Here is a 20017-nt window from a genome sequence, read left to right as displayed (position 1 = left end):
CCAGCTTCGTCGTGGATGATGGTGGGGTGGCAGACATCAAGCGCGGACGAGCAGCTCGCAACGCCAAGCTCGCCAGCTTGCCGGTCGGCATCGCGGGCCGAGCGGCTCTGGGCATCGGCAAGCGGCTGACGGGATCGTCCAAGGACGAAGTCAACGCCGAGATGATGGAGAAGGCCGCCAACCAGCTCTTCACCGTCCTCGGCGAACTCAAGGGCGGGGCGATGAAGGTCGGTCAGGCCCTGTCGGTGATGGAGGCGGCCGTCCCCGAGCAGTTCGGCGAGCCCTACCGCGAGGCGCTCACCAAATTGCAGAAGGACGCCCCGCCGCTCCCGGCAGCCAAGGTGCACCGGGTGCTCGACGCTCAACTCGGCACCAAGTGGCGCGACCGATTCACCTCCTTCGACGACACCCCCATCGCGTCGGCGAGCATCGGCCAGGTGCACAAGGCCGTCTGGTCCGACGGCCGCGACGTCGCCGTCAAGATCCAGTACCCGGGCGCCGACGAGGCCCTGCGGGCCGACCTGAAGACCATGCGCCGCATGGTGTCGGTCTTTCGGCAGCTCTCCCCCGGCGCCGACGTTCAGGGCGTGGTCGACGAACTCATCGAACGCACCGAGATGGAACTGGACTACCGGCTGGAGGCGGCCAACCAACGCGCCTTCGCCAAGGGATATCGCGACCACCCGCACTTCGTCGTGCCCGCGGTCGTCGCCAGTGCCCCCAAGGTGGTGGTCGCGGAGTGGATCGAGGGCATCCCGATGGCCCAGATCATCCGCAGCGGCACGCCCGATCAGCGCGACGTCATGGGCACGCGGCTGTTCGAACTGACCTACGACGCCCCGAATCGCATCGAGATGATGCACGGCGACGCGCACCCCGGGAACTTCATGCTGCTGCCCGGCGACAAGATGGGCATCCTCGACTTCGGCGCCGTCGCACCGATGCCCGGCGGCATGCCCGTCGAACTCGGGCTCATGGTGCGCTACGCGCTGGCCAAGGACTACGAGAAGCTCTTGCCCACCATGGAGAAGATCGGCTTCATCCAGAAGGGCGCCAAGGGCGAGCAGGTCTCACCCCGCGAGATCGACGAAATGCTGCGTCAGTACGTCGAACCGGTGGAAGTAGACGAGTTCCACTACACCCGAAAGTGGTTGCAGAAGATGGCGGCGGCCAACATGGACATCTCCGCCGATGCAATCAGGACCGCACGGGCCATGGACCTGCCTGCCAACCTGGCCATCCCCATGCGCGTGATCGCGTCAGTGGTGGCGATCTCGTGCCAGCTCGACGCGCACGTGCCCACGAAAGAGCTTGCGCTGAAGCTCATTCCGGGCTTCGCCGACGAGGCGTCCTGACCCCAGCAATACGTGGGTTCAGAACGCCTCGCGCCGACTAGGCGGCCGCCGGGTTGGCACCCGGGCCCTTGTCGTCCTTGCGTGGTCGACCCCTGGGCCGCTTGCGCGCCACCACCGCGCCGCGGTCGATGATCTCGCCGCCCCAGACGCCCCACGGCTCTTGACGTTCCAGCGCCTCGGTCAGGCACTGGCGTCGGATGGGACACTCGGCGCAGAGCACCTTGGCCTGCTCCAGTTCCATCGGGCTCTCGGCGAACCAAAGATCCGGGTCGTAGAGGTGGCAGGGCACTGTCGGGAGCGGACGTTGGCGGCATGTCTGCGATGACATGTCCAAATCACCTTCTTCCTGGTCCAATTCGATCTTCAGTGACGTCTGAGGGATCTGAAGACCAGGAGTTCGGGTGTCCCCGAAAGCAATCTGGCCACGGATCCGGTGAATGTCGGGTCCGTGGCCATGTGGCTTTCGTGGGTACCTAGGTGGTGCCCCGATTCACGGACGCGACAGTCGCGGCGGCGGCGCGTCGCTTGGACGCCGGAATGGCGCCACGCATCGCGGCCATCGGATGCCCTGCCGGCGTGGCGGGCCCAGCGACGGCGAGGGGCGACGACGTGACGACGGCGTTGGCGACGGCTACGCCGGAGTTGATGTAGATCACGCTGCTCCCCTCCCTTCGAATCGACCGGATTAGACGTCTATGAGACTAAACGCTCGCCCGGGAATAGGACAAGCGATTTTCTGACCTGCACTTTCGCCCGTCACCGGCGCCCCTTGACCAAGGCGAGCACGTCCGGACCGAACTGCTCCAGCTTGCGAGCGCCGATGCCCGGAATCGAGACCAGTGCGGCCTCGTCGGCGGGCAGTGTCTCGGCGATGGCGATCAGGGTGTTGTCGGTGAACACCACGTAGGCGGGCACCTTCATCTCCTTGGACGTCTCGAGCCGCCACTCCTTGAGCTGGGCCAGCAGCTCCTCGTCCACATCCGATGGACAGGTCTCGCAACGACGCAGCATGATCGACGCCGACGTGGACAACGCCCCGTTGCAGACGCGGCACCGGGGGGTCGCGCCCCGCTGGCGCCGCGGCTTGCTCGGACCGTCGTCCGACGTGGCCTGCGGGGCGACGCCGTTGAGGAACCGCGACGGACGACGACCCTGCCGACCCCCGGGGGTGCGCGCCAGTGCCCAGCTCAGCGCCAAATGCACACGCGCCCTTGTGATTCCGACGTAGAGCAGGCGCCGCTCCTCCTCGACCTGCTCGCTGTCGGCGCCGCGCGCCAGAGCATGGGAGATGGGCAGTGTGCCGTCGGCCAACCCGACCAGGAAGACCGCGTCCCACTCCAGGCCCTTGGCCGCGTGCAGTGAGGCCAGCGTCACGCCCTGGACCACCGGTGGGTGCCGGGCGTCGGCGCGCTGACGCAACTCGGCCAGCAGCGACCGCGTGTCCAACGACGGCCGCAGCGCCACCTCCTCTTCGACGAGTTCGACCAACGCCGCCAGAGCCTCCCACCGCTCCCGCGCTCGGACGCCCTGCGGCTCCTCCGCGGTCAGTCCCAGCGGTTCGAGCAGCTCGCGGATCACCGGCGGCAGGTCGGCACCCACCGCGTCGACGCGGTCGGCCGCGCGCTGCAACGCCACCAGCGCCTGCCGGATCTCCTGGCGGCTGAAGAACCCCTCCCCGCCGCGAACCTGGAACGCCACGCCCGCCGCGGTCAGCGCCTCCTCGTAGACCTCCGATTGCGCGTTGATGCGGTACAGCACCGCGATCTCGGCCGGGGCGGTGCCCTCGCGGATGAGCTTCTTGATGGACTTCGCGACCGCCGTGGCCTCGGCGACCTCGTCGGGATACTCGCCGAACGTCGGCGTCGGCCCCGGGTCACGCTGGCCGATCAGGTGCAGCTTGCTGCCCGCCATCCGGCCGCGTGCCATGGAGATCACCCGATTGGCCAGCGACACCACCTGAGGCGTCGACCGGTAGTCGCGCTCGAGACGCACCACCGCGGCCTCGGGGAAACGGCGCGAGAAGTCCAGCAAGTAGCCGGGAGTGGCACCGGTGAACGAATAGATGGTCTGGTTGGCGTCACCGACGACCGTCACATCGTCACGTTCGCCGAGCCAGGCGTTGAGCACCCGCTGCTGCAGCGGGGTGACGTCCTGGTACTCGTCGACGACGAAGCAGCGGTACCGGTCGCGGAACTCTTGGGCCACGGCCGCGTCGTTCTCGATGGCCGCCGCGGTGTGCAACAGCAGGTCGTCGAAGTCGAGGAGGGTGGTGCCGTCGCGACGGGCCTTCATCGCCTCGTAGCCGGCGTAGACCTTGGCGACCTTGGCGGCGTCGAGCGGAATGTCACGGCTGACCTCGGCCACCGCCGCCGGGTACGCCTCCGGGCTGATCAACGACGACTTGGCCCACTCGATCTCCCCGGCCAGGTCGCGCACGTCGTCGGTGCTGGCCTGAATCGACGCCCGGTTGGCTGCCTGGGCGACCACGCCGAACTTGCTGTCGAGCAACTCCCACCCGGTGTCGCCGACCACCCGCGGCCAGAAGTACTGCAACTGACGCCGCGCCGCGGCGTGAAACGTCATCGCCTGCACCGCACCCGTGCCGACACCGTCGGCACCCTTCTCGTCCAGGGACCGCAGCCGGCCGCGCATCTCACCAGCGGCTCGCGAGGTGAACGTCACCGCCAGCACCTGACCCGGCGCAACGTGACCGGCCGCGACCAGATACGCGATGCGGCGGGTGATGGTGCGCGTCTTGCCCGTGCCGGCACCGGCCAGCACGCAGACCGGGCCGCGCGGCGCCTGAACCGCCTCGCGTTGCTCGTCGTCGAGGTCCTCGATCAGACGATCGAGAAGGGTGGAGGAGGCCTCGGGAGCCTGGGACGGCATGGCCTCCATCCTGACAGGCACCGGTGACACGCGCCGCTCCGACGCCCCGCGACGAATGGGACGACATGGCCCGGCGGTAACGTTGACACCGCTATGACTGGAAAAGACGCGCAGCTGACCATGTACTCGACGACGTGGTGCGGCTATTGCGCACGACTGAAGACCGCCCTGAAGTCGGCGGGCATCGGCTACACCGAAGTCGACATCGAGGCCGAGCCCAGTGCCGCCGAGTTCGTCGGGTCGGTCAACAACGGCAACCACGTGGTTCCGACGGTGAAGTTCGCCGACGGCTCCACGCTGACCAACCCCAGCCTGAAGCAAGTTCAGGCCAAGCTCGCCGGCTGAGTCAGTCCGCGAAGGCCCAGCTTTCGATGATCTCGCGTGCGATCGAGATCGACCCCGGCAACAGCAGCCGCGACTCCGACTCGCTGTTCCAATCGCCGTCGGCCAGCGCCTCCTGAACCTCGGCGCGGGTGAACCACCCCGCCTCGGCGATCTCGCCGTCGCTGAAGACGAACTCCTGCTCCGGGTCGCCGATCGCGTGGAACCCGACCATGAGCGACCGCGGGAACGGCCACGGCTGACTTCCCAGATAGGTCACGTGGCTGACGCTCAGACCTATCTCCTCGGCCACCTCGCGCGCGACGCAGGACTCGAAGGACTCGCCGGCCTCCACGAACCCCGCGATCAGCGAGAAGAGCCGCTCGGGCCACACGGTCTGACGTGCCAACACCGCGCGGTCGTGCCCGTCGTGGATGAGGCAGATGACCGCCGGGTCCATCCGGGGGAACTCCTCGCGGCCCGAGACCGGGTCGACCCGGGCCCACCCCGCCTTGTGACTCTTCGTCGGCGACCCGTCGGCGGCGCTGAACCGCGCGCTGTCATGCCAGTTCAGGAGCGCCGTGGCGGTGGCCACCAACTGCGCGCTGACGTCGTCGAAGATCGCGCCCGCGCGGCGCAGGTCGAGCACCTCGGACTCGGCGTGCGGGTCCTCCGGCCCGTCCAGCGCGCCGCGCACCGCCCAGACGTGCCTGCCGTCGGGCATCCGACCGAGGAACACCGCGTGCTCGTCCGGCGTCGGCGAATGCTTCGCGGCACTGCCCAGGACCACCTGGCCACCGGAGATCAGCACCTGGTTTCGCCGGTCGACCTTCAGCAGTAGCGCGTCACCCCATCCGGCCACCGCGGCGTCGACGTCGGTGCGCAGTTCGTCGGCGCGGTCGGCGCCGACGCGCGACAGCAAAGGCACGTTGCGCAGGGTGAAGGCACCGAGGCCGGGGCCGGTCCCATTACCCGTCGCGCCGGTCATCGGTCGACGTCCGCGTTGCGGATGTACAGCAATCGGTCGCCGAGCTCCATGGCGTCGGCCTCCGGGGCGTCCACCCGCACCAGGCTGCCCCCGCGGACCACCCCGAGCACGATGTCGGGCAGGTGCCGCGCAGAGCCGCCGACCTCCTTGGTGGTCACGTCGCGCTCGGCGATGGCAAAGCCGGCGTCGGGGGTCAGCAGATCCTCGATGAGCTCCACCACCGTCGGCGTGTTCGCCGCCATGCCAAGCAGCCGGCCGGCGGTCTCAGACGACACCACCACCGAATTGGCGCCGGACTGCAGCAGCAGATGCTGGTTCTCCGACTCCCGGATCGAGGCGATGATCTTGGCGTTCGGAGCGAGTTCCCGCGCAGTGAGGGTGACCAGGACGGCGGTCGGGTCGCTGTTGGTGGCCACGACGATCGCCTTGGCGTGCTGCGCCCCGGCGAGCCGCAAGACGTCGGCCCGGTTGGCGTCGCCGTGCACCGTCACCAGCCCGGCGCGGTCGGCGCGATCCAACGCGGCCCGATCGGTGTCGACGACGACGATCTCACCGCTCTTGGCGCCGTCGCCGATCATGGCCGACACGGCGGTCTTGCCCTTCGTGCCGTACCCGATGACGACGATGTGGTCGCGCACTCTTCTCCTCCATTGCTGAATCTTGAGGGTCTGCCGCGAAGCTTCGGTCAGGGTTTCCACGGTCGTACCGATCAGCACGATCAGGAAGGCCACGCGCAACGGCGTGATCACCAGCACGTTGATCAAGCGGGCCGACGGGGTGAACGGCGTGATGTCGCCGTAGCCCGTCGTCGACAGCGACACCGTGGCGTAGTAAAGGCAATCCAGGAACGACAGCTCGTTGTCTTGGACGTCGCGGTAACCGTCGCGGTCGAGATAGACGATGAGCACCGCGGCGAACAACGCCAGCAGCGCGTAGACCACCCGCATCCCGATCTTGCGGGCGGGGCTCACCGGTGTCTCGGGGATGCGCAACGTGCCGACCAGCGCGTGGTCGGGCTGGGTGGTCAACGTCTGATCGAGCGCCTCCATCCGGCGCCGCAACCTACCCTTGGCCACGAGGGCCCGTCATCCGCCCAACTCGCCGCACAGCACAATGTAACCATGAGCTCCCTCACCGCATCATCCGAGAACACGGCAAGCCAGGTCACGGCCCAGCGAATGGGGGCGACGCTCATCGGCATGGGCGTGCTGCACTTCGTGGCGCCCAAGCCCTTCGACACCATCGTGCCGGCGGAACTGCCCGGCACCCCGCGGTTCTACACCTTGGCCTCCGGCGTCGCCGAGGTCACCACCGGCGCCCTCCTGATTGCGCCGCGCACCCGTCGCGTCGGCGCACTCGCCGCCGTCGCGCTCTACGTGGGAGTGTTCCCCGCCAACGTCAACTCCGTGCGGGTGCTGTGGAACAAGGGCTGGCCCGCCCGCATCGGCACCATCGCGCGGCTGCCGCTGCAGATCCCCATGATCACCAAGGCGCTCAAGGTGTACCGCACCGCGCCTCGCTAACGGCCCCAAGCAACCCCGCGAGCCATTCGGCGTCGGGCAACACCTCGGGGACCACCGTGCGTCCGCTGCGCACGTAGTGGAATGCGGCGCTTACCCGCTCTGGTGACACCCCCGTCGTCGCCGCCCAGGCCAGCCGGTAGACCGCGAGCTGAACGGCGTTCTGCTGCAACGCCTCGTCGCTTGTGGGCGGATCGCCGGTCTTCCAGTCCACCACCGTCACCCCGCCGTCGTCGTCGGCGAACACCGCGTCGATGCGGCCCCGGACGACCGTGCCACCGATCACCATGTCGAAGGGCACCTCGACGTCGACCGGCGTCCTGGACGCCCACGGCGACGAGGCGAACGCCTCCTGCAGTTCGGCGAGCCGCTCGGCCGCCGCCAGGCCCAGTTCACCGTCGACGGCCCCCGGCAGGTCTTCGAGGTCGAACAGCCGCTCGGCGTGGAAGAACCGTTGCACCCAGTCGTGGAAGGCCGTGCCGAGCAGGGCGTGGGGATCGGGGCGGACCGGCACGCGCCGCTGCAGCCGACGCAGCGCCCCGTCAGGATCGCGGCCGACGTCGACCAGCGCGCTCACCGACAGCTGCGCAGGCAGCACCGGGACGGGCCGTACCGACGCCAGCTCACGCTCCGCGATCAGGGCGTCGACGTCGGCGACCCATCCGTCGGGATCGGCCACGGCGGGGTCCTTCACGTCTGGGGCCGCCCCCGCTGGCGAGGCCGTCATCGCCCGGGTGACGAGTTCGACGCCACGGTCGACGACATCGCGGTCGGCACCCGCCGGGTCGACGGGCCAGGATCGCTCGGTCACGATGTCCCGCAACGGGTTCGACTCACCGTCGGCCGGGGCGGGCGCCCACTGCTCGACGACACCGCAGGGACTTCCCGCCTCCGCCGCCCTGTCGATCACGTCCTTGATCTCCAGCAGGAAGTCCGACGGGCCGCGTGGCGTGGACTCCGTGGCCCCCCAGTGGTGACCGGACAGCAGCAGCGTGTCCTCGGCGCGGGTGAGCGCCACGTACAGCAACCGGCGTTCCTCGTCGACCCGACGCTGGTCCAAGGTCTTCCGGTGCGCGGTAATCTTGTCCGACAACGCCTTTCGGTCGTTCACGTCGGACGTGTCGAGTACCGGCACCCCGTGTTCGGACACCGACGCGCGGTCACCGCGCAGCAGCGGAGGCAGGTCGCCTGCGTCGCTGAGCCACGTCCGGGCCGACCCGGAGGACGGGAACACCCGGGCACTGAGGTGCGGCACCGCGACGACCTCCCATTCCAACCCCTTCGCGGCGTGCACGGTCAGGATCTGGACCCGATCCTTGGACACCGTGATCTCCGCCGGGGCCAGGCCGTTCTCCACCTCCATCGCGGTGTCGAGGAAACCGAGCAGACCGGCAACCGTGGCGGCGGGGCGTGCCGCGAACTCCGCGACGACGTCGGCAAACGCGTCGAGGTGTTCGGTACCGCACCAGCCGGCCGAGACCGTCTGCGCCGCCCGCACTTCGGCGTCGACGCCGAGCATCCAGCGAATCTCGGCGATCAGGTCGGGCAGCGGGTGGTGGAGCTGAGCCCGCAGCGCGGTCAACTCACGGCACAGCGCGACGATGCGGTCGTAGCCCAGCGGCGAATAGCGGTCGGGACGACCCGGATCGCAGATGGCGTCGGCCAAGCAGGCGGTGTCGGCATCGGGGCTCGCCGAGGCGACGATGTTCGCCGGGGCGGACCGGTCCACGGTGCCCTTGGCCGCCGAGTCGAGTTCCACCGCCCGCCGCCACAGCGCCGCGACGTCGGCGGCGCCGAGACGCCACCGCGGTCCGGTGACCACGCGCATCGCAGCCGAGCCTGCGGTGGGGTCGGCGGTCAGCCGCAGCATCGCGACCACGTCGGCCACCTCGGGCACCGACAACAGACCGGACAGGCCGACCACCTCGACCGGCACCCCGCGCCCGCTCAAGGCGTCCGCGACGGGAGCGGCATCGGCGTTGCGCCGCACCAGCACCGCCATGGTGGGAATATCGACGCCGGTGTCGACTGCACGGTGGTAGAACTCCGCCAATTGGTCTGCCAGCCAATCCCTTTCGACGCTCACATCGTTATGCAGCGCGCAGCGGACGGTACCAACCTGGGCACCGGGACGCGGGAGCAGCTCGCGCACGGCCACCGACCGGCGGCGGGCCTCCGCCGACACCGCATTGGCCAGGTGCAGGGCACTGGGCGGGTTGCGCCAGCTGGTACGCAACTCCAGGGTCGGCGCGGGCGTGCCGTCGGAGAGGCAGAAGTCGGTGGTGAACCGCGGGAGGTTGGTCGCCGACGCGCCACGCCAGCCGTAGATCGACTGGATCGGGTCCCCGACCGCGGTCAAGGCGAGCTGGTCGTCGACGCCGCCGCCGAACAACGCCGACAGTGCGACCCGCTGCGCGTGACCGGTGTCCTGATACTCGTCGAGCAGCACCACGCGGTACCGCTGGCGCAGCTGCTCGCCGACCCGGGGGAAGGTGGCAGCGAGCCGGGCCGCCGCGGCCATCTGCATGCCGAAGTCCATCACGTTCTCCGCGCGCATCCGGTGGTGCAGGGCGTCGATCATCGGCACCAGCTCGGTGCGCTCGGATTGCACGGTCAGGAGTTTCAGCAGCGACTGGTTGGGGCCGGTGTCACGCTGCCTCGGTCCGGCGGGCAGGGTGTGCACCAGCCGCTCCAGTTCGAGGTGGGTGTCGCGCAACTGGTCGGTGTCGACGAGGTGCTCGGCCAGCTGACCGGCCAGCCTCAGCACCATCCCGGTGACGGTGGCCGGGGACTTCTCCGTGTCCAGCGCGGGGTGCTCGCACACCACGCGAAAGGCCAACTGCCACAATTCCGTTGCCCCGATCAGGCGGGTCGACGGCTCCACCGGGAGCAGCAGCCCGTGCTCGCGCAGCAACGTCCCCGCGAAGGCGTGATAGGTCCCGATCGACGGGTGCTCGTCGACCTCCGCGCGCTCGCCCGGCACCAGACCCGCCCCGGCCAGGCGGGCCAGCCGAGTGCGGACCCGGCGCAGCAGCTGACCGGCGGCCTTACGGGTGAACGTCAACCCCAGCACCTCGCCGGGGCGGGCGTACCCGTTGGCCACCAGCCACACGACGCGGGCGGCCATCGTCTCGGTCTTGCCGGCCCCGGCACCCGCGATCACCACCAGCGGACCCGGTGGTGCCGCGATGACCGCGGCTTGTTCGTCGGTGGGCGCGAAGATGCCGAGCGCCTCGGCCAATTCGGCCGGTGAGTAGAGGTCGCTCACGGGCGGCCACCCCGTGCCGCCTGCGCGGGACACGTGGCACGCACCGGGCAGTGCACGCAGCCGTCGTTCACCCGGGCCACGAACTCCGGGCCCTTCGTCGCGCCGGCAGCGTGCCGGACTCGATCGCGCCACTCCGCCTGGCCGTCGCCGGTCATCGGGCTCTGCTCGCGCTCGGCGGCACCCGCGGCACCGATCTTGCCAAGGTAGACCAGCCGGCCACCCCCGGCCTGATCGCCCTGCGGCAGAACAGCTTCGGCGATCGCAAGCTGATACATCGCGAGCTGGGCGTGCTGCTGAGCGTCGTCCTTGCTGACCGGGCTCTTGCCGGTCTTCACGTCGATGACGACGAGTCGGCCCTCGGCGTCGCGCTCCAGCCTGTCGACGCGGCCGCGCACCCGGACGCCCGGCTCGTCACCGTCGCCGGCCGCGACGACACCCTCGACGTCCACCTCGGTGCCCACCTCGGTGAGTTCGTGGCGGGTCCGAGCCCGCCACTCGAGGAACGCCGTCACCATCCCCCGGTGCCGTTCCAACTCGTTGGCGGCGAACCACGCGGCGTCGAAGGGCAGTTCCTCCCAGACCGATTCGAGCCGCGCCAGCATCTGGCCCTCCGTCGCCTCACCGTCGGAGACCAGCGCGTGCACCAGCGTGCCGAGCGCCGAGCGGACGTCGCGGCCGTCGTCGCCGCCGTGCCGTTCGAGCAGCCACCGCAGCGGGCAGTCCGACAGTGTCTGCAGCGTCGACGGGGACAGCGTGACGACGTGCGCGTCACCGTCCCACAGCGGCTCGTCGGTCGAGACCGTCGTGCCGGCGTACCACTGCTCCGGGTTCGCACCGGGCACCCCGGCGTGTGCCAACCGGGCCAATTGCGCTGCTGCACAGGCGCGGACGTCGTCGGTGACGGTGCCGTCCGCCGCACACACCACGGCCCGCAGCCTGCCGACCACCGCCGCGGGGGACAAGACCCGGGGGGCACGGACCGGTTCGGGGTCGGCCTCGGGTGGCACGGTGGCCAAGGCGGCGAGTTCGGCGACGAACGGGGACGGCATCGCCGCGTCGTCGCCCTGGTCCCCGTCGACGGCGGTGACCAGGACGTGCGTGCGCGCTCTGCCGAGGGCGGCGACCAACAGCCTGCGCTCCTCGGCCAGCAGCGGCGCCCGGGTGGACGTGCCGTCGGCGATCCCGTCGAGGACGTCGACGAGCTGCTGGGTTCCGAGTACCCCGCCACGCGGGACGACGTTGGGCCACAAGCCTTCCTGCAGACCCGCGACCACGACGAATTCCCACTCCCGGCCCAGCGACGCGTGCGCCGACAGCACCGCCACCGCGTCACCGCCGCCATTCGATTCGCCACCGGCGGGCAGCACCATCGACCGCACGTGGTCGACGAACCCGGTCAGCGTCGCACCGGTGGTGTGGGTGACGTACTGCTCGACCACGTCGAACAGCGCGGTCACCCCGTCGAGGTCACGGCCCGCTTGAACCCCGGCCGTACCGGCCCGCTCGGTGGCCGCCAACCACCGCCGCTGCAGGCCGGTCTGATGCCACGCCTGCCACAGCGTGAACCGTGGGTCGAGACCCTCGGACTGGCTTCGGCTGGCCGCGGCCAGCACCTTGCGCACCCGTGTGAGGGCCCGGGCCAACTGGTCGGGCACGTCGCCGGGGACGGGGCGGACAGGATCGAGTGCGTCGACGAGAAGATCGGCGAAGTCGCGCGGAACGTCACCCGCGTCCACCCGCCGCAGAGTGCGGCGCAACTGCCGCAACGACACCGGGTCCACCCTGCCGATCGGGCCGGTCAGCAGCGCCAGGGCGCGGTCGCCGTCCAGACCGCCGGAGACGACGTCGAGGACGTCGAGCAGCGCCGCCACGGCGGGCTGTTCGGCGAGCGGGCCCGTCGACGCATGGTGCGCGACGGGGACGCCCGCCACCGTCAGGGCCCGCGCGAGGCCGGCGCCCACCCGGGACATCGACCGCACGACCACGGCCATCTGCGACCACGGCACGCCGTCGACGAGATGGGCCCGCCGCAGCGCGTCGGCGATCACGGCGGCCTCCGCACGCTCGGACGCGGCGACCCGCACCCTCACCGACCCCTGCCGGTCCCCCACCGCCGTCAGCTGCCGGGCGTCGTCGACGCCGGGCAGCCGGCTCGCGACACCCGTCACCGCGCGGGCGACCGCGGCGGCGCACCGGTGTGACTCGCCGAGCACGATCCTCGGCTGGTCGTCCCCACCCAGCAGGGCCGGGTCGGCGCCGCGGTAACCGAACACCGACTCGTTCGGATCGCCTGCGACGACGGCCAGTTCGGCACCTGCGGCCAGCACGCGCACCAGCAGGGCGGCCTGCGGATCGAGGTTTTGGGCGTCGTCGACGAGCAGCAGCCGGATCCGGCTACGCTCGGCGGCCAGCAGGTCGGGGTCGGAGGCGAAGGCCTCCAGGGCCGCACCCACCAACTCGGCCGCGCCCAGCGCAGGCACCGTGGCCTGCGGCGCCGCCATGCCGACCGCGGACCGCAACGCCATCACCTGCTCGTAGACCTGCGCGAACTGACCCGCCGCCACCCATTCCGGGCGGGCCGCGCGGCGGCCGAGGCGTTGCAGCGCAGCCGGTTCCACACCCCGCTCGGTGCAGCGTGCCAGCAGATCCCGCAGTTCGTTGGCGAACCCGACGGTGCCCAGCGCGGGCAGCAGATGACGAGGCCACCGCACCGAGGCGTCCGCGCCGTCCTCGAGGTCACCGGCGAGCAGTTCGCGGATGACGCCGTCCTGTTCGGCGCTGGTGACCAGCCGCGGCGGCGGGTCACCGTTGCGCTGGGCCGCCAGCCGCAGCACGGCGAAGGCGTAGGAGTGCACGGTGCGCACCATCGGCTCGCGCACCGCCGACGGACCGTTCTCCAGCAGCGCGGAGGTGACCATGGCCCTGGCCGTGGCGCTCAGACGTGCCGAACCCGTGAGCAGCAGAATCGATTCCGGCGCCAGTCCCGCCGCGATGCGCGAGGCGGCGGCGTCGACCAGGAGCGAGGTCTTCCCGGTGCCCGGGCCACCGACCAGCCGCACGGTGCCGCGCAGCGCCGGATCGGTCAGCACGGTGAGAGGCGATGCGGTGTGCGGGGCGGGCATGAGGACATGTCACCACGGGGGTACGACAAGACCGCCCGCCTTGCGACTGGCAGCATCGACGCCGTGACCGACCTCCTGAGCGTGCGCCGCTTCGGCCCCCACCAACCACCCCGGATCCTGGCCCTGCACGGGTTGACCGGGCACGGCCAGCGCTGGGAGACCCTCGCCTCGGGGCACCTCGCCGAGTACCCGATCCTTGCCCCCGACCTGCTGGGTCACGGCCGGTCGTCGTGGGCCGCGCCGTGGACCATCGAGGCCAACGTCGCCGCGCTGGCCGGGCTGCTGGACGCCGAGGCCGACGCGCCGGTCTGGGTCGTCGCGCACTCCTTCGGCGGGGCCGTCGCCCTCACGCTCGCCGCGACCCGCCCCGACCTCGTCGCCGGTCTGATCCTGCTCGACCCCGCCGTGGGCCTCGACGGCGACTGGATGCGCGAGATCGCCGACGCCATGCTGCAATCCCCGGACTTCGCCGACCGGGACGAGGCGCGCGCCGACAAGACCTCGGGGTCCTGGGGTGAGGTCGACGCGACGGAGTTGGAGCGCGAACTCGACGAACACCTCGTCACCTTGCCCAGCGGCCGGGTCGGCTGGCGCATCGGCCTTCCGGCGGTGATGTCCTACTGGAGCGAGCTGGCCCGACCGATCGCCGTGCCGAGGCCGGGCACGCCGACGACGGTCGTGCGGGCCGCGAGAACCCAACCCCCCTACGTCACCGACGAACTGGTGGGGACCCTGCGTGCCGCGCTGGGCCCCGACTTCACCCTCCTCGACGTCGACTGCGACCACATGGTGCCGCTCGCCAGACCCGCCGAGACGGCCCGCCTGATCCGCGACCTCGTGGGCTGATCGATGGCCGCCATCACCGACGAGCAGGTCGAGACCGTCCGCGCGCTGGTGGCCTCGATTCCCGCGGGCAAGGTCTCGACCTACGGCGACATCGCCGACGCCGCAGGGCTTCCCAGCCCGCGCATCGTCGCCTGGATCATGCGGACCGATTCCTCGGATCTGCCCTGGCACCGGGTGATCAGAGCGTCGGGCCGGCCGGCACCGCACTTGGCCACCCGCCAACTCGAAAACCTCAGAGCCGAAGGCGTTCTCGCCGACGACGGCCGCATTGCGCTGAACGAGGTGCGGCACGAATTCTGACGCGTCGACTACAGGATCAGGCGCACCAGGGCCGCCGTGCGGGCCAGTCCAGGGAACGCCGCCGCGGTCGACCGCGGATGCAGCGCGTGGACGGCCAGCCGGAACATCAACGCGCGCAACAACATCTGCGGCCACTCCGGCAGAGGGGCCCATCGCTCGACCAGCCCGTCGTCGGCCTCACCCCAGGCCAGGGCGTCGACGACGACCACCCCGGCCGCCCACGACGCCGGTCGCCAGTAGGGCGTGATGTCCGTGATGCCCGGTGCCGCGGTGCCTGCGAAGAGCACCGTGCCGTAGAGGTCCCCGTGCACGAGCTGGCTGGGGCTGCGGGTCGGCCGTCGCAACGCGGCGAGCTGCGCGATCAGGTCGATCGAGCGCTGTCCGTCGGCACCACCGGGCGCGACGCGCGCACCCGGCGGCAGCGCGTGCAGCGGGCGGTCCTCCCAGGCGGCGCGGTCGGCGGCGATGAAGACGTCGACGTCGGACCACGGTGCCGACGGCGGCTGGGTGAGGAACCTCGGGCGTTCGAGCTTGGCGGTGGCTTCGTGCAGCCGCACCGCCGCGGAGACCACTTCGTCGTGGCGCGGCTCCGGGGTCCCGGTGACGAAGGTGTCGGCTCGCCAACCCGCCACAACGTAGCGGCCGTCGGTCGAGCGCACCGGGCGGGCCAGGCGCACCCCGTCGACGAACAGCGTCTCCCGGACCTTCGCCGACCACCCCGCCCGCGCGTGCTCGGCGACCATCGACAGCACCACTTCGCCGCAGCGCCAGCCACCCTCCCAGCTGGAACCCAGCGGTACGGGCCGGACACCCGAGAGGCCAAACGCCGCCAGGACGTGATCGGGCGGCATGTCGGCACTCACAGACTCACCCTAAGGCGTGGGCTCGCGATCGAGCCGTCAGTACATGACCATGTCGGGTTCGAGTTGCCGCGCCCACGCCACGATCCCGCCCTGCAGGTGCACCGCGTCGGCGAAACCCGCGCCCTTGAGGGTGGCCAGCACCTCGGCCGAACGCACCCCCGTCTTGCAGTAGAGCACCAGCGTCCGATCGAGCGGCAGTCTCGCCAGACCGTCGCCGGCGTCGATCTCCGACTTCGCGACCAGCTCGGCCCCGTCGATGTGGTTGATGGCCCACTCGACGGGTTCGCGGACGTCGATCAGCGCGATGCGCCGGCCTGAGTCGAGCATGTCGCGAAGTTCACCGGGTGTGACGGTCGCGTCGGCGGCCGCGTCGACCGCGGCCTCGGACACCACGCCGCAGAACTCGTCGTAGTCGACGAGCCCGGTGATCCTGGGCGTCTCGGGGTCCTTGCGGATGGTGATGGTGCGATACGTCATCTCCAGGGCGTCGTACATCATCAGCCGACCCAACAGCGGTTCACCGATCCCGACGAGCAGCTTGATGGCCTCGGTGCCCATCACCGACGCGATCGACCCGCACAGGATGCCAAGGACGCCGCCCTCGGCACACGACGGCACCATGCCCGGCGGCGGCGGCTCGGGGTACAGATCGCGGTAGTTCAGACCTCGCCCGTCGGGGGCGTCCTCCCAGAACACCGACACCTGACCCTCGAAGCGGTAGATGGAGCCCCAGACGTAGGGCTTGCCTGCGAGCACTGCGGCGTCGTTGACGAGGTACCGGGTGGCGAAGTTGTCGGTGCCGTCGACGATCAGGTCGTACTGCCCGAACAGGTCGACGGCGTTGTCGGCGGTGAGCCGAATCTCGTGCAGCCGCACCTCGACCAGGGGGTTGATCGCGAGGATGGAATCGCGTGCGCTCTGGGCCTTGGGTCGGCCGACGTCGGCCTGACCGTGGATGATCTGGCGCTGCAGGTTGGATTCGTCGACGACGTCGAAGTCGACGATGCCCAGGGTGCCCACGCCGGCGGCGGCCAGGTACAGCAGCGTCGGCGAGCCGAGTCCACCGGCGCCGATCACCAGGACGCGGGCGTTCTTGAGCCGCTTCTGCCCGTCGACCCCGACGTCCGGGATGATCACGTGCCGGCTGTAGCGCGCCACCTCGTCGCGCGTCAGCTCCGCGGCGGGCTCGACCAGTGGGGGCAGCGACGGCATCGGATCAGGCGATCGGATAGGGCCAGGAGTTGAAGCGGCACGTCTTGCCGTCGGCCTGAACCGACTGCGGGTCGAACCGGGCGTCGTCGTCGTTGCTGGTGGAGAACGTCTGCTGCATCATGATCGGCGCCAGCGCCCCGTTGTCGGCGCACGGTTCGTGCTTCTGGTACCCGATGGCGTGCCCGACCTCGTGGTTGATCACGTACTGGCGGTAGGAGCCGATGTCGCCCTGGAACGGGACGGCGCCGCGCACCCAGCGCGCCTCGTTGATGAACACCCGGGACTGGTCGCCCAGGTAGGCGGGGTTGTAGCAGGACGCCTCGAGCGGAATGTCGTACCCACAGCCCTCGCGCACGGTCATCGGCGAGGTCAGCGAGACCCGGAAGTCGGGGGTCTGGGTGGGATCGTCGACGCGGGTGAAGGCGATCTGCGGGTTGTGCGTCCAGCTCTTGGGGTTGGCCAGGGTCTCGCTGACCATCCGGGCGAAGGCTTCGTCACCGCCCATGGACGTGGTGTCCACCCCGTCCTCCACCTCGACGGTGTAGGTGAAGGACTTGGTGGTGCCCTGCCCGATCTTGGGCGTCGTCCCGGGGACGACGTGCCAGGTCTTGGCACCGGTCTCGGTGAACGGGCCACCCTCCGGGAGGATCCCGGTCGGGAGGTTCGCGTCGAACTGCGTCATTCCCTTGGGTGGGGCGCCGACGATTCCCGTGCCCGTGGCGCCGATGGTGGGCGGACCCTGGACGGGCCCCTCGGCGTTGACCGGCGTCGGGGGGGCGGTGGTTCCGGTGACGGCCTGGTAGACCACCAGGACGGTGATGACGGCCAAGATGGGCAGGGCGTAGGCGCGCCAGCCGTAGGTGGAGACGAAACGCCCCAGCCACGACTGCTTCCGCCAGCGCTGATGGTCGTCGCGATTGGACCGCACGCGGCCGCCGGCGTCGGCCAGCGGGTCGCGTTGCGCGCGCAGGGGCTCGCGGAAGTCGCTGCGTAGTGCGGGTTGCCGACCGCCGCCCACGTCGGCCCGGCGACGCCCCGGGTCGTAGGTCACCGCACCAGAATGGCACAGGCGCGCCGTGGAGCGACTGTGGCGCGCCACCGGCACATGGCATCACGTGACGCGCGGGCGCGAACACCGGTAGTAGTGTCGGTTCGATGACCAGCCGGATCAACGGCTCCCACCGGGGCGGCCAGCATCGGGCCGCAGTACCCCGACTGGATAGAGGAGTGATGAGCGACATCGCCGAACGAAAGGGTGCCCAGTCGGGCGGTGGCGACGGTTCTCCGACCGCGGGCACCACCGGGGGGAATCGGCGCGGAAACCGCCTGCCCCGGGACGAACGGCGAGGGCAACTCCTGGTCGCCGCGAGCGAGGTCTTCGTCGACCGCGGGTATCACGCTGCCGGCATGGACGAGATCGCCGATCGGGCCGGTGTCAGCAAACCGGTTCTCTACCAACACTTCTCGTCGAAGCTCGAGTTGTATCTGGCGGTCCTGGAGCGTCACGTCGACAATCTGGTCACCGGCGTGCAGCAGGCGTTGCGCACCACCACCGACAACCGCCAGCGGCTGCGTGCCGCGGTGGGGGCCTTCTTCGACTTCATCGAGCACGACGGTCAGGGCTACCGGCTGATCTTCGAGAACGACTACGTCACCGAGCCTCAGGTTTCGGCTCAGGTCAAGGTGGCGACCGAGGCGTGCACCGATGCGGTGTTCGAACTGATCAGCAGTGACTCGGGGCTGGAGGCCCACCGGGCCAGGATGATCGCGGTCGGCCTGGTGTCGACGAGCGTGGACTGCGCTCGGTACTGGCTGAACTCCGACCGCCCGATCTCCAAGGAGGCGGCGGTCGACGGCACGGTGCAGTTCGCCTGGGGCGGACTGTCACACGTGCCGCTGACCCGCTTCTAGCTCAGCTTGTCCGCGACGGCCGCGGCCGTGGCTCCGATGCCGAACCCGACCCGGCGCGAATCGGCAGCGCCGATCTCGATGTAGGCGATCCTGCTGTTCTTGACCAGGTAGCGACGACCCTTCTCGTCGGTCAGGGCAAGCACGCCCGAGTCCTTGCCCAGCGCTGCGGTCACCAGCTCCTCCACCTCGGCAGGGGTGGACGCGCTTTGGAGCACCAGCTCGCGCGGACTGTCGGTGACGCCGATCTTGACCTCCACGTGAACCCTTCCGTTCGTTGGTATCCCTTGAGCAGGCTAGTGGACGGCCGAGGTCGCGCGCGTCGGCGGTGGCGCGACTTCGCCGACAGCGCAGCGCGCCCGACGCGGTGGCCGACCGATGACCAACTCGAGTCCCGACCGTGACCTCACCGAAGGCGCGCCAACCTCGTGCGTCACTCCTGTCTCGTTAGCATCGGCTCTACACACCAAGCGACTCACGGGAAGCGGTATGGACAGGCCTTACGGAACGTATTCGAGGACGTCAACCACGGCACGCAACGCCGGCACGAACGGCATTCGCGGCGCGCGGACCGGCGGGTACACCGACGTCGAGAGCGACGTCGTCGACGGCGGCGCCACCTACCGCCGGCGCGAGTACGACCCCGAGTACGGCTCTCGTGGTTCCTACGGGTCGTCGTCCGGCTACGAGTACCGGTCGGGGTACCGGTCCTCCGAATACGGCCGGTCCACGGCCAGCGCCGTCCAGGACTACGACTCCTATGACCGCGACGCGGACTACGGGGACTACCCCGAGGACTACGCGGACGATGACGACGTCTACGAGTACGAGGAGTCCATCGACCGGCGGTGGGTCTGGGTCGCCGGCGTCGCAGGCGCGATCCTGCTCGTCGCGATAATCTGCACGGTGGTGATCCTCGGTGGCGGTGACAGCGGGTCGGTGTCCAAGACGATCGTCGCGACCACACCGACCACCGCGGCTCAGGACGCCGTCACCACCCCCGCGACCACGGCACCGCCGGTGCTCAGCTCCGTGGCACCGCCCCCGCCCGTCGCCGCGCTGTCCCCGGAGACGGTCACCACGGTTCCGCCGACCACGCCGGTGGCCACCAGCCAGGCACCCGCTCCCCAGGCCGCTCCCGTTCCCGTCGCGTCGCCGCGGACGGTCACCTACCAGGTCACGGGCGACCGGCCGCTGCTTGACCTGGTGACCGTGGTCTACACCGACGGCCAAGGTGCGCTGCAAACGCAGTTCAACGTGGCACTGCCCTGGGTGCGTTCGGTGACCCTGGACCCGGGTGTCGAGCTGACCTCGGTAACCGCGACCAGCCTCACCGGTCGGCTGAACTGCTCGGTGACCGACGCGAACGGCACAATCCTGGTGGCCCAGAACACCAACTCGATGATCGCCACCTGCACCAAGTAG

At 70.3% G+C, this 20017-nt stretch carries 18 protein-coding genes; 7 read left to right on the top strand and 11 right to left on the bottom strand.

Annotated elements, in window-relative coordinates; all coding sequences use genetic code 11:
- The first annotated feature begins 11 nt into the window (after positions 1 to 11).
- On the top strand, positions 12 to 1355 hold the full coding sequence (locus H7K45_RS16220; RefSeq protein WP_263996814.1) for a macrolide-binding ATPase MABP-1: 1344 nt from the start codon (positions 12 to 14) through the stop codon (positions 1353 to 1355).
- A 37-nt stretch (positions 1356 to 1392) separates the two neighbouring features.
- Here H7K45_RS16220 and H7K45_RS16215 read toward each other — a convergent pair whose 3' ends face one another.
- The 3 genes from H7K45_RS16215 to H7K45_RS16205 form a co-directional block, all read right to left on the bottom strand.
- Complete coding sequence (locus tag H7K45_RS16215; RefSeq protein ID WP_263996813.1) at positions 1393 to 1683, bottom strand: WhiB family transcriptional regulator; 291 nt, start codon at positions 1681 to 1683, stop codon at positions 1393 to 1395.
- 145 nt (positions 1684 to 1828) lie between these two features.
- Positions 1829 to 2011 (bottom strand): hypothetical protein, encoded by a 183-nt coding sequence (locus H7K45_RS16210; RefSeq protein ID WP_263996812.1) that lies wholly within the window; start codon positions 2009 to 2011, stop codon positions 1829 to 1831.
- Between the two features lie 100 nt (positions 2012 to 2111).
- Positions 2112 to 4244: an ATP-dependent DNA helicase UvrD2 gene (locus tag H7K45_RS16205; RefSeq protein WP_263996811.1), complete on the bottom strand. Its 2133-nt coding sequence runs from the start codon at positions 4242 to 4244 to the stop codon at positions 2112 to 2114.
- A 93-nt stretch (positions 4245 to 4337) separates the two neighbouring features.
- On the opposite strand from H7K45_RS16205, the gene mrx1 reads away from it, so the two are divergent.
- Complete coding sequence (gene mrx1, locus H7K45_RS16200; RefSeq protein ID WP_263996809.1) at positions 4338 to 4589, top strand: mycoredoxin Mrx1; 252 nt, start codon at positions 4338 to 4340, stop codon at positions 4587 to 4589.
- Between the two features lies 1 nt (position 4590).
- Here the strand turns inward: mrx1 and nudC are convergent, their stop codons facing one another.
- Positions 4591 to 5553 (bottom strand): NAD(+) diphosphatase, encoded by a 963-nt coding sequence (nudC, locus tag H7K45_RS16195; RefSeq protein WP_263996808.1) that lies wholly within the window; start codon positions 5551 to 5553, stop codon positions 4591 to 4593.
- Positions 5550 to 6629, bottom strand: coding sequence for a potassium channel family protein (locus H7K45_RS16190; protein WP_263996807.1), 1080 nt, complete (start codon positions 6627 to 6629; stop codon positions 5550 to 5552). The genes nudC and H7K45_RS16190 overlap by 4 nt, the downstream gene beginning before the upstream one ends.
- A 45-nt stretch (positions 6630 to 6674) precedes the next feature.
- Between H7K45_RS16190 and H7K45_RS16185 the strand changes: the two genes are divergently transcribed.
- The gene (locus H7K45_RS16185) at positions 6675 to 7076 is read left to right on the top strand and encodes a DoxX family protein (protein ID WP_263996806.1); all 402 of its coding nucleotides are present in this window, start codon (positions 6675 to 6677) and stop codon (positions 7074 to 7076) included.
- On the opposite strand, the gene H7K45_RS16180 is transcribed toward H7K45_RS16185, so the two are convergent.
- Positions 7048 to 10341: an ATP-dependent helicase gene (locus tag H7K45_RS16180; protein WP_263996805.1), complete on the bottom strand. Its 3294-nt coding sequence runs from the start codon at positions 10339 to 10341 to the stop codon at positions 7048 to 7050. The genes H7K45_RS16185 and H7K45_RS16180 overlap by 29 nt on opposite strands.
- Positions 10338 to 13463 carry an ATP-dependent helicase gene (locus H7K45_RS16175; protein ID WP_263996804.1) on the bottom strand — a complete coding sequence of 1042 codons (3126 nt, stop codon included), beginning with the start codon at positions 13461 to 13463 and terminating at the stop codon, positions 10338 to 10340. Before H7K45_RS16175 ends, H7K45_RS16180 begins: the two co-directional genes overlap by 4 nt.
- A gap of 63 nt (positions 13464 to 13526) precedes the next feature.
- Between H7K45_RS16175 and H7K45_RS16170 the strand changes: the two genes are divergently transcribed.
- Both H7K45_RS16170 and H7K45_RS16165 read left to right on the top strand, forming a co-directional pair.
- Positions 13527 to 14309 carry an alpha/beta fold hydrolase gene (locus H7K45_RS16170; protein WP_308206409.1) on the top strand — a complete coding sequence of 261 codons (783 nt, stop codon included), beginning with the start codon at positions 13527 to 13529 and terminating at the stop codon, positions 14307 to 14309.
- 3 nt (positions 14310 to 14312) lie between these two features.
- A complete protein-coding gene (locus tag H7K45_RS16165; protein WP_263996802.1) occupies positions 14313 to 14609 on the top strand; it encodes an MGMT family protein in 297 nt (98 codons plus the stop codon).
- A gap of 8 nt (positions 14610 to 14617) precedes the next feature.
- On the opposite strand, the gene H7K45_RS16160 is transcribed toward H7K45_RS16165, so the two are convergent.
- Genes H7K45_RS16160 through H7K45_RS16150 form a run of 3 tightly spaced genes read right to left on the bottom strand, consistent with a single transcriptional unit; the run spans position 14618 to position 17735 of the window.
- Complete coding sequence (locus tag H7K45_RS16160) at positions 14618 to 15472, bottom strand: TIGR02569 family protein (RefSeq protein ID WP_263996801.1); 855 nt, start codon at positions 15470 to 15472, stop codon at positions 14618 to 14620.
- A gap of 36 nt (positions 15473 to 15508) precedes the next feature.
- The gene (moeZ, locus tag H7K45_RS16155) at positions 15509 to 16684 is read right to left on the bottom strand and encodes an adenylyltransferase/sulfurtransferase MoeZ (RefSeq protein WP_263996800.1); all 1176 of its coding nucleotides are present in this window, start codon (positions 16682 to 16684) and stop codon (positions 15509 to 15511) included.
- A 4-nt stretch (positions 16685 to 16688) separates the two neighbouring features.
- A complete protein-coding gene (locus H7K45_RS16150; RefSeq protein WP_263996799.1) occupies positions 16689 to 17735 on the bottom strand; it encodes a DUF3152 domain-containing protein in 1047 nt (348 codons plus the stop codon).
- A gap of 179 nt (positions 17736 to 17914) precedes the next feature.
- Here H7K45_RS16150 and fasR point away from each other — a divergent pair, with 179 nt between their 5' ends.
- Positions 17915 to 18595, top strand: coding sequence for an HTH-type transcriptional activator FasR (gene fasR, locus H7K45_RS16145; RefSeq protein ID WP_263997042.1), 681 nt, complete (start codon positions 17915 to 17917; stop codon positions 18593 to 18595).
- Here fasR and H7K45_RS16140 read toward each other — a convergent pair.
- The gene (locus H7K45_RS16140; RefSeq protein ID WP_263996798.1) at positions 18592 to 18852 is read right to left on the bottom strand and encodes a DUF3107 domain-containing protein; all 261 of its coding nucleotides are present in this window, start codon (positions 18850 to 18852) and stop codon (positions 18592 to 18594) included. The genes fasR and H7K45_RS16140 overlap by 4 nt on opposite strands.
- A gap of 229 nt (positions 18853 to 19081) precedes the next feature.
- Between H7K45_RS16140 and H7K45_RS16135 the strand changes: the two genes are divergently transcribed.
- Positions 19082 to 20017: a hypothetical protein gene (locus H7K45_RS16135; protein ID WP_263996797.1), complete on the top strand. Its 936-nt coding sequence runs from the start codon at positions 19082 to 19084 to the stop codon at positions 20015 to 20017.

This window comes from Mycobacterium yunnanensis, from assembly GCF_025823185.1.
GTDB lineage: Bacteria > Actinomycetota > Actinomycetes > Mycobacteriales > Mycobacteriaceae > Mycobacterium > Mycobacterium yunnanensis.
This window is presented reverse-complemented; position numbering and strand designations above follow the sequence as displayed.

Excerpts from the sequence above, each read along its gene's own strand:
- H7K45_RS16215 (WP_263996813.1), bottom strand. The coding sequence starts at position 1,683 with ATGTCATCGCAGACATGCCGCCAACGTCCGCTCCCGACAGTGCCCTGC.
- H7K45_RS16205 (WP_263996811.1), bottom strand. The coding sequence starts at position 4,244 with ATGCCGTCCCAGGCTCCCGAGGCCTCCTCCACCCTTCTCGATCGTCTG.
- mrx1 (WP_263996809.1), top strand. The coding sequence starts at position 4,338 with ATGACTGGAAAAGACGCGCAGCTGACCATGTACTCGACGACGTGGTGC.
- nudC (WP_263996808.1), bottom strand. The coding sequence starts at position 5,553 with ATGACCGGCGCGACGGGTAATGGGACCGGCCCCGGCCTCGGTGCCTTC.
- H7K45_RS16185 (WP_263996806.1), top strand. The coding sequence starts at position 6,675 with ATGAGCTCCCTCACCGCATCATCCGAGAACACGGCAAGCCAGGTCACG.
- H7K45_RS16175 (WP_263996804.1), bottom strand. The coding sequence starts at position 13,463 with ATGCCCGCCCCGCACACCGCATCGCCTCTCACCGTGCTGACCGATCCG.
- H7K45_RS16165 (WP_263996802.1), top strand. The coding sequence starts at position 14,313 with ATGGCCGCCATCACCGACGAGCAGGTCGAGACCGTCCGCGCGCTGGTG.
- moeZ (WP_263996800.1), bottom strand. The coding sequence starts at position 16,684 with ATGCCGTCGCTGCCCCCACTGGTCGAGCCCGCCGCGGAGCTGACGCGC.
- fasR (WP_263997042.1), top strand. The coding sequence starts at position 17,915 with ATGAGCGACATCGCCGAACGAAAGGGTGCCCAGTCGGGCGGTGGCGAC.
- H7K45_RS16135 (WP_263996797.1), top strand. The coding sequence starts at position 19,082 with ATGGACAGGCCTTACGGAACGTATTCGAGGACGTCAACCACGGCACGC.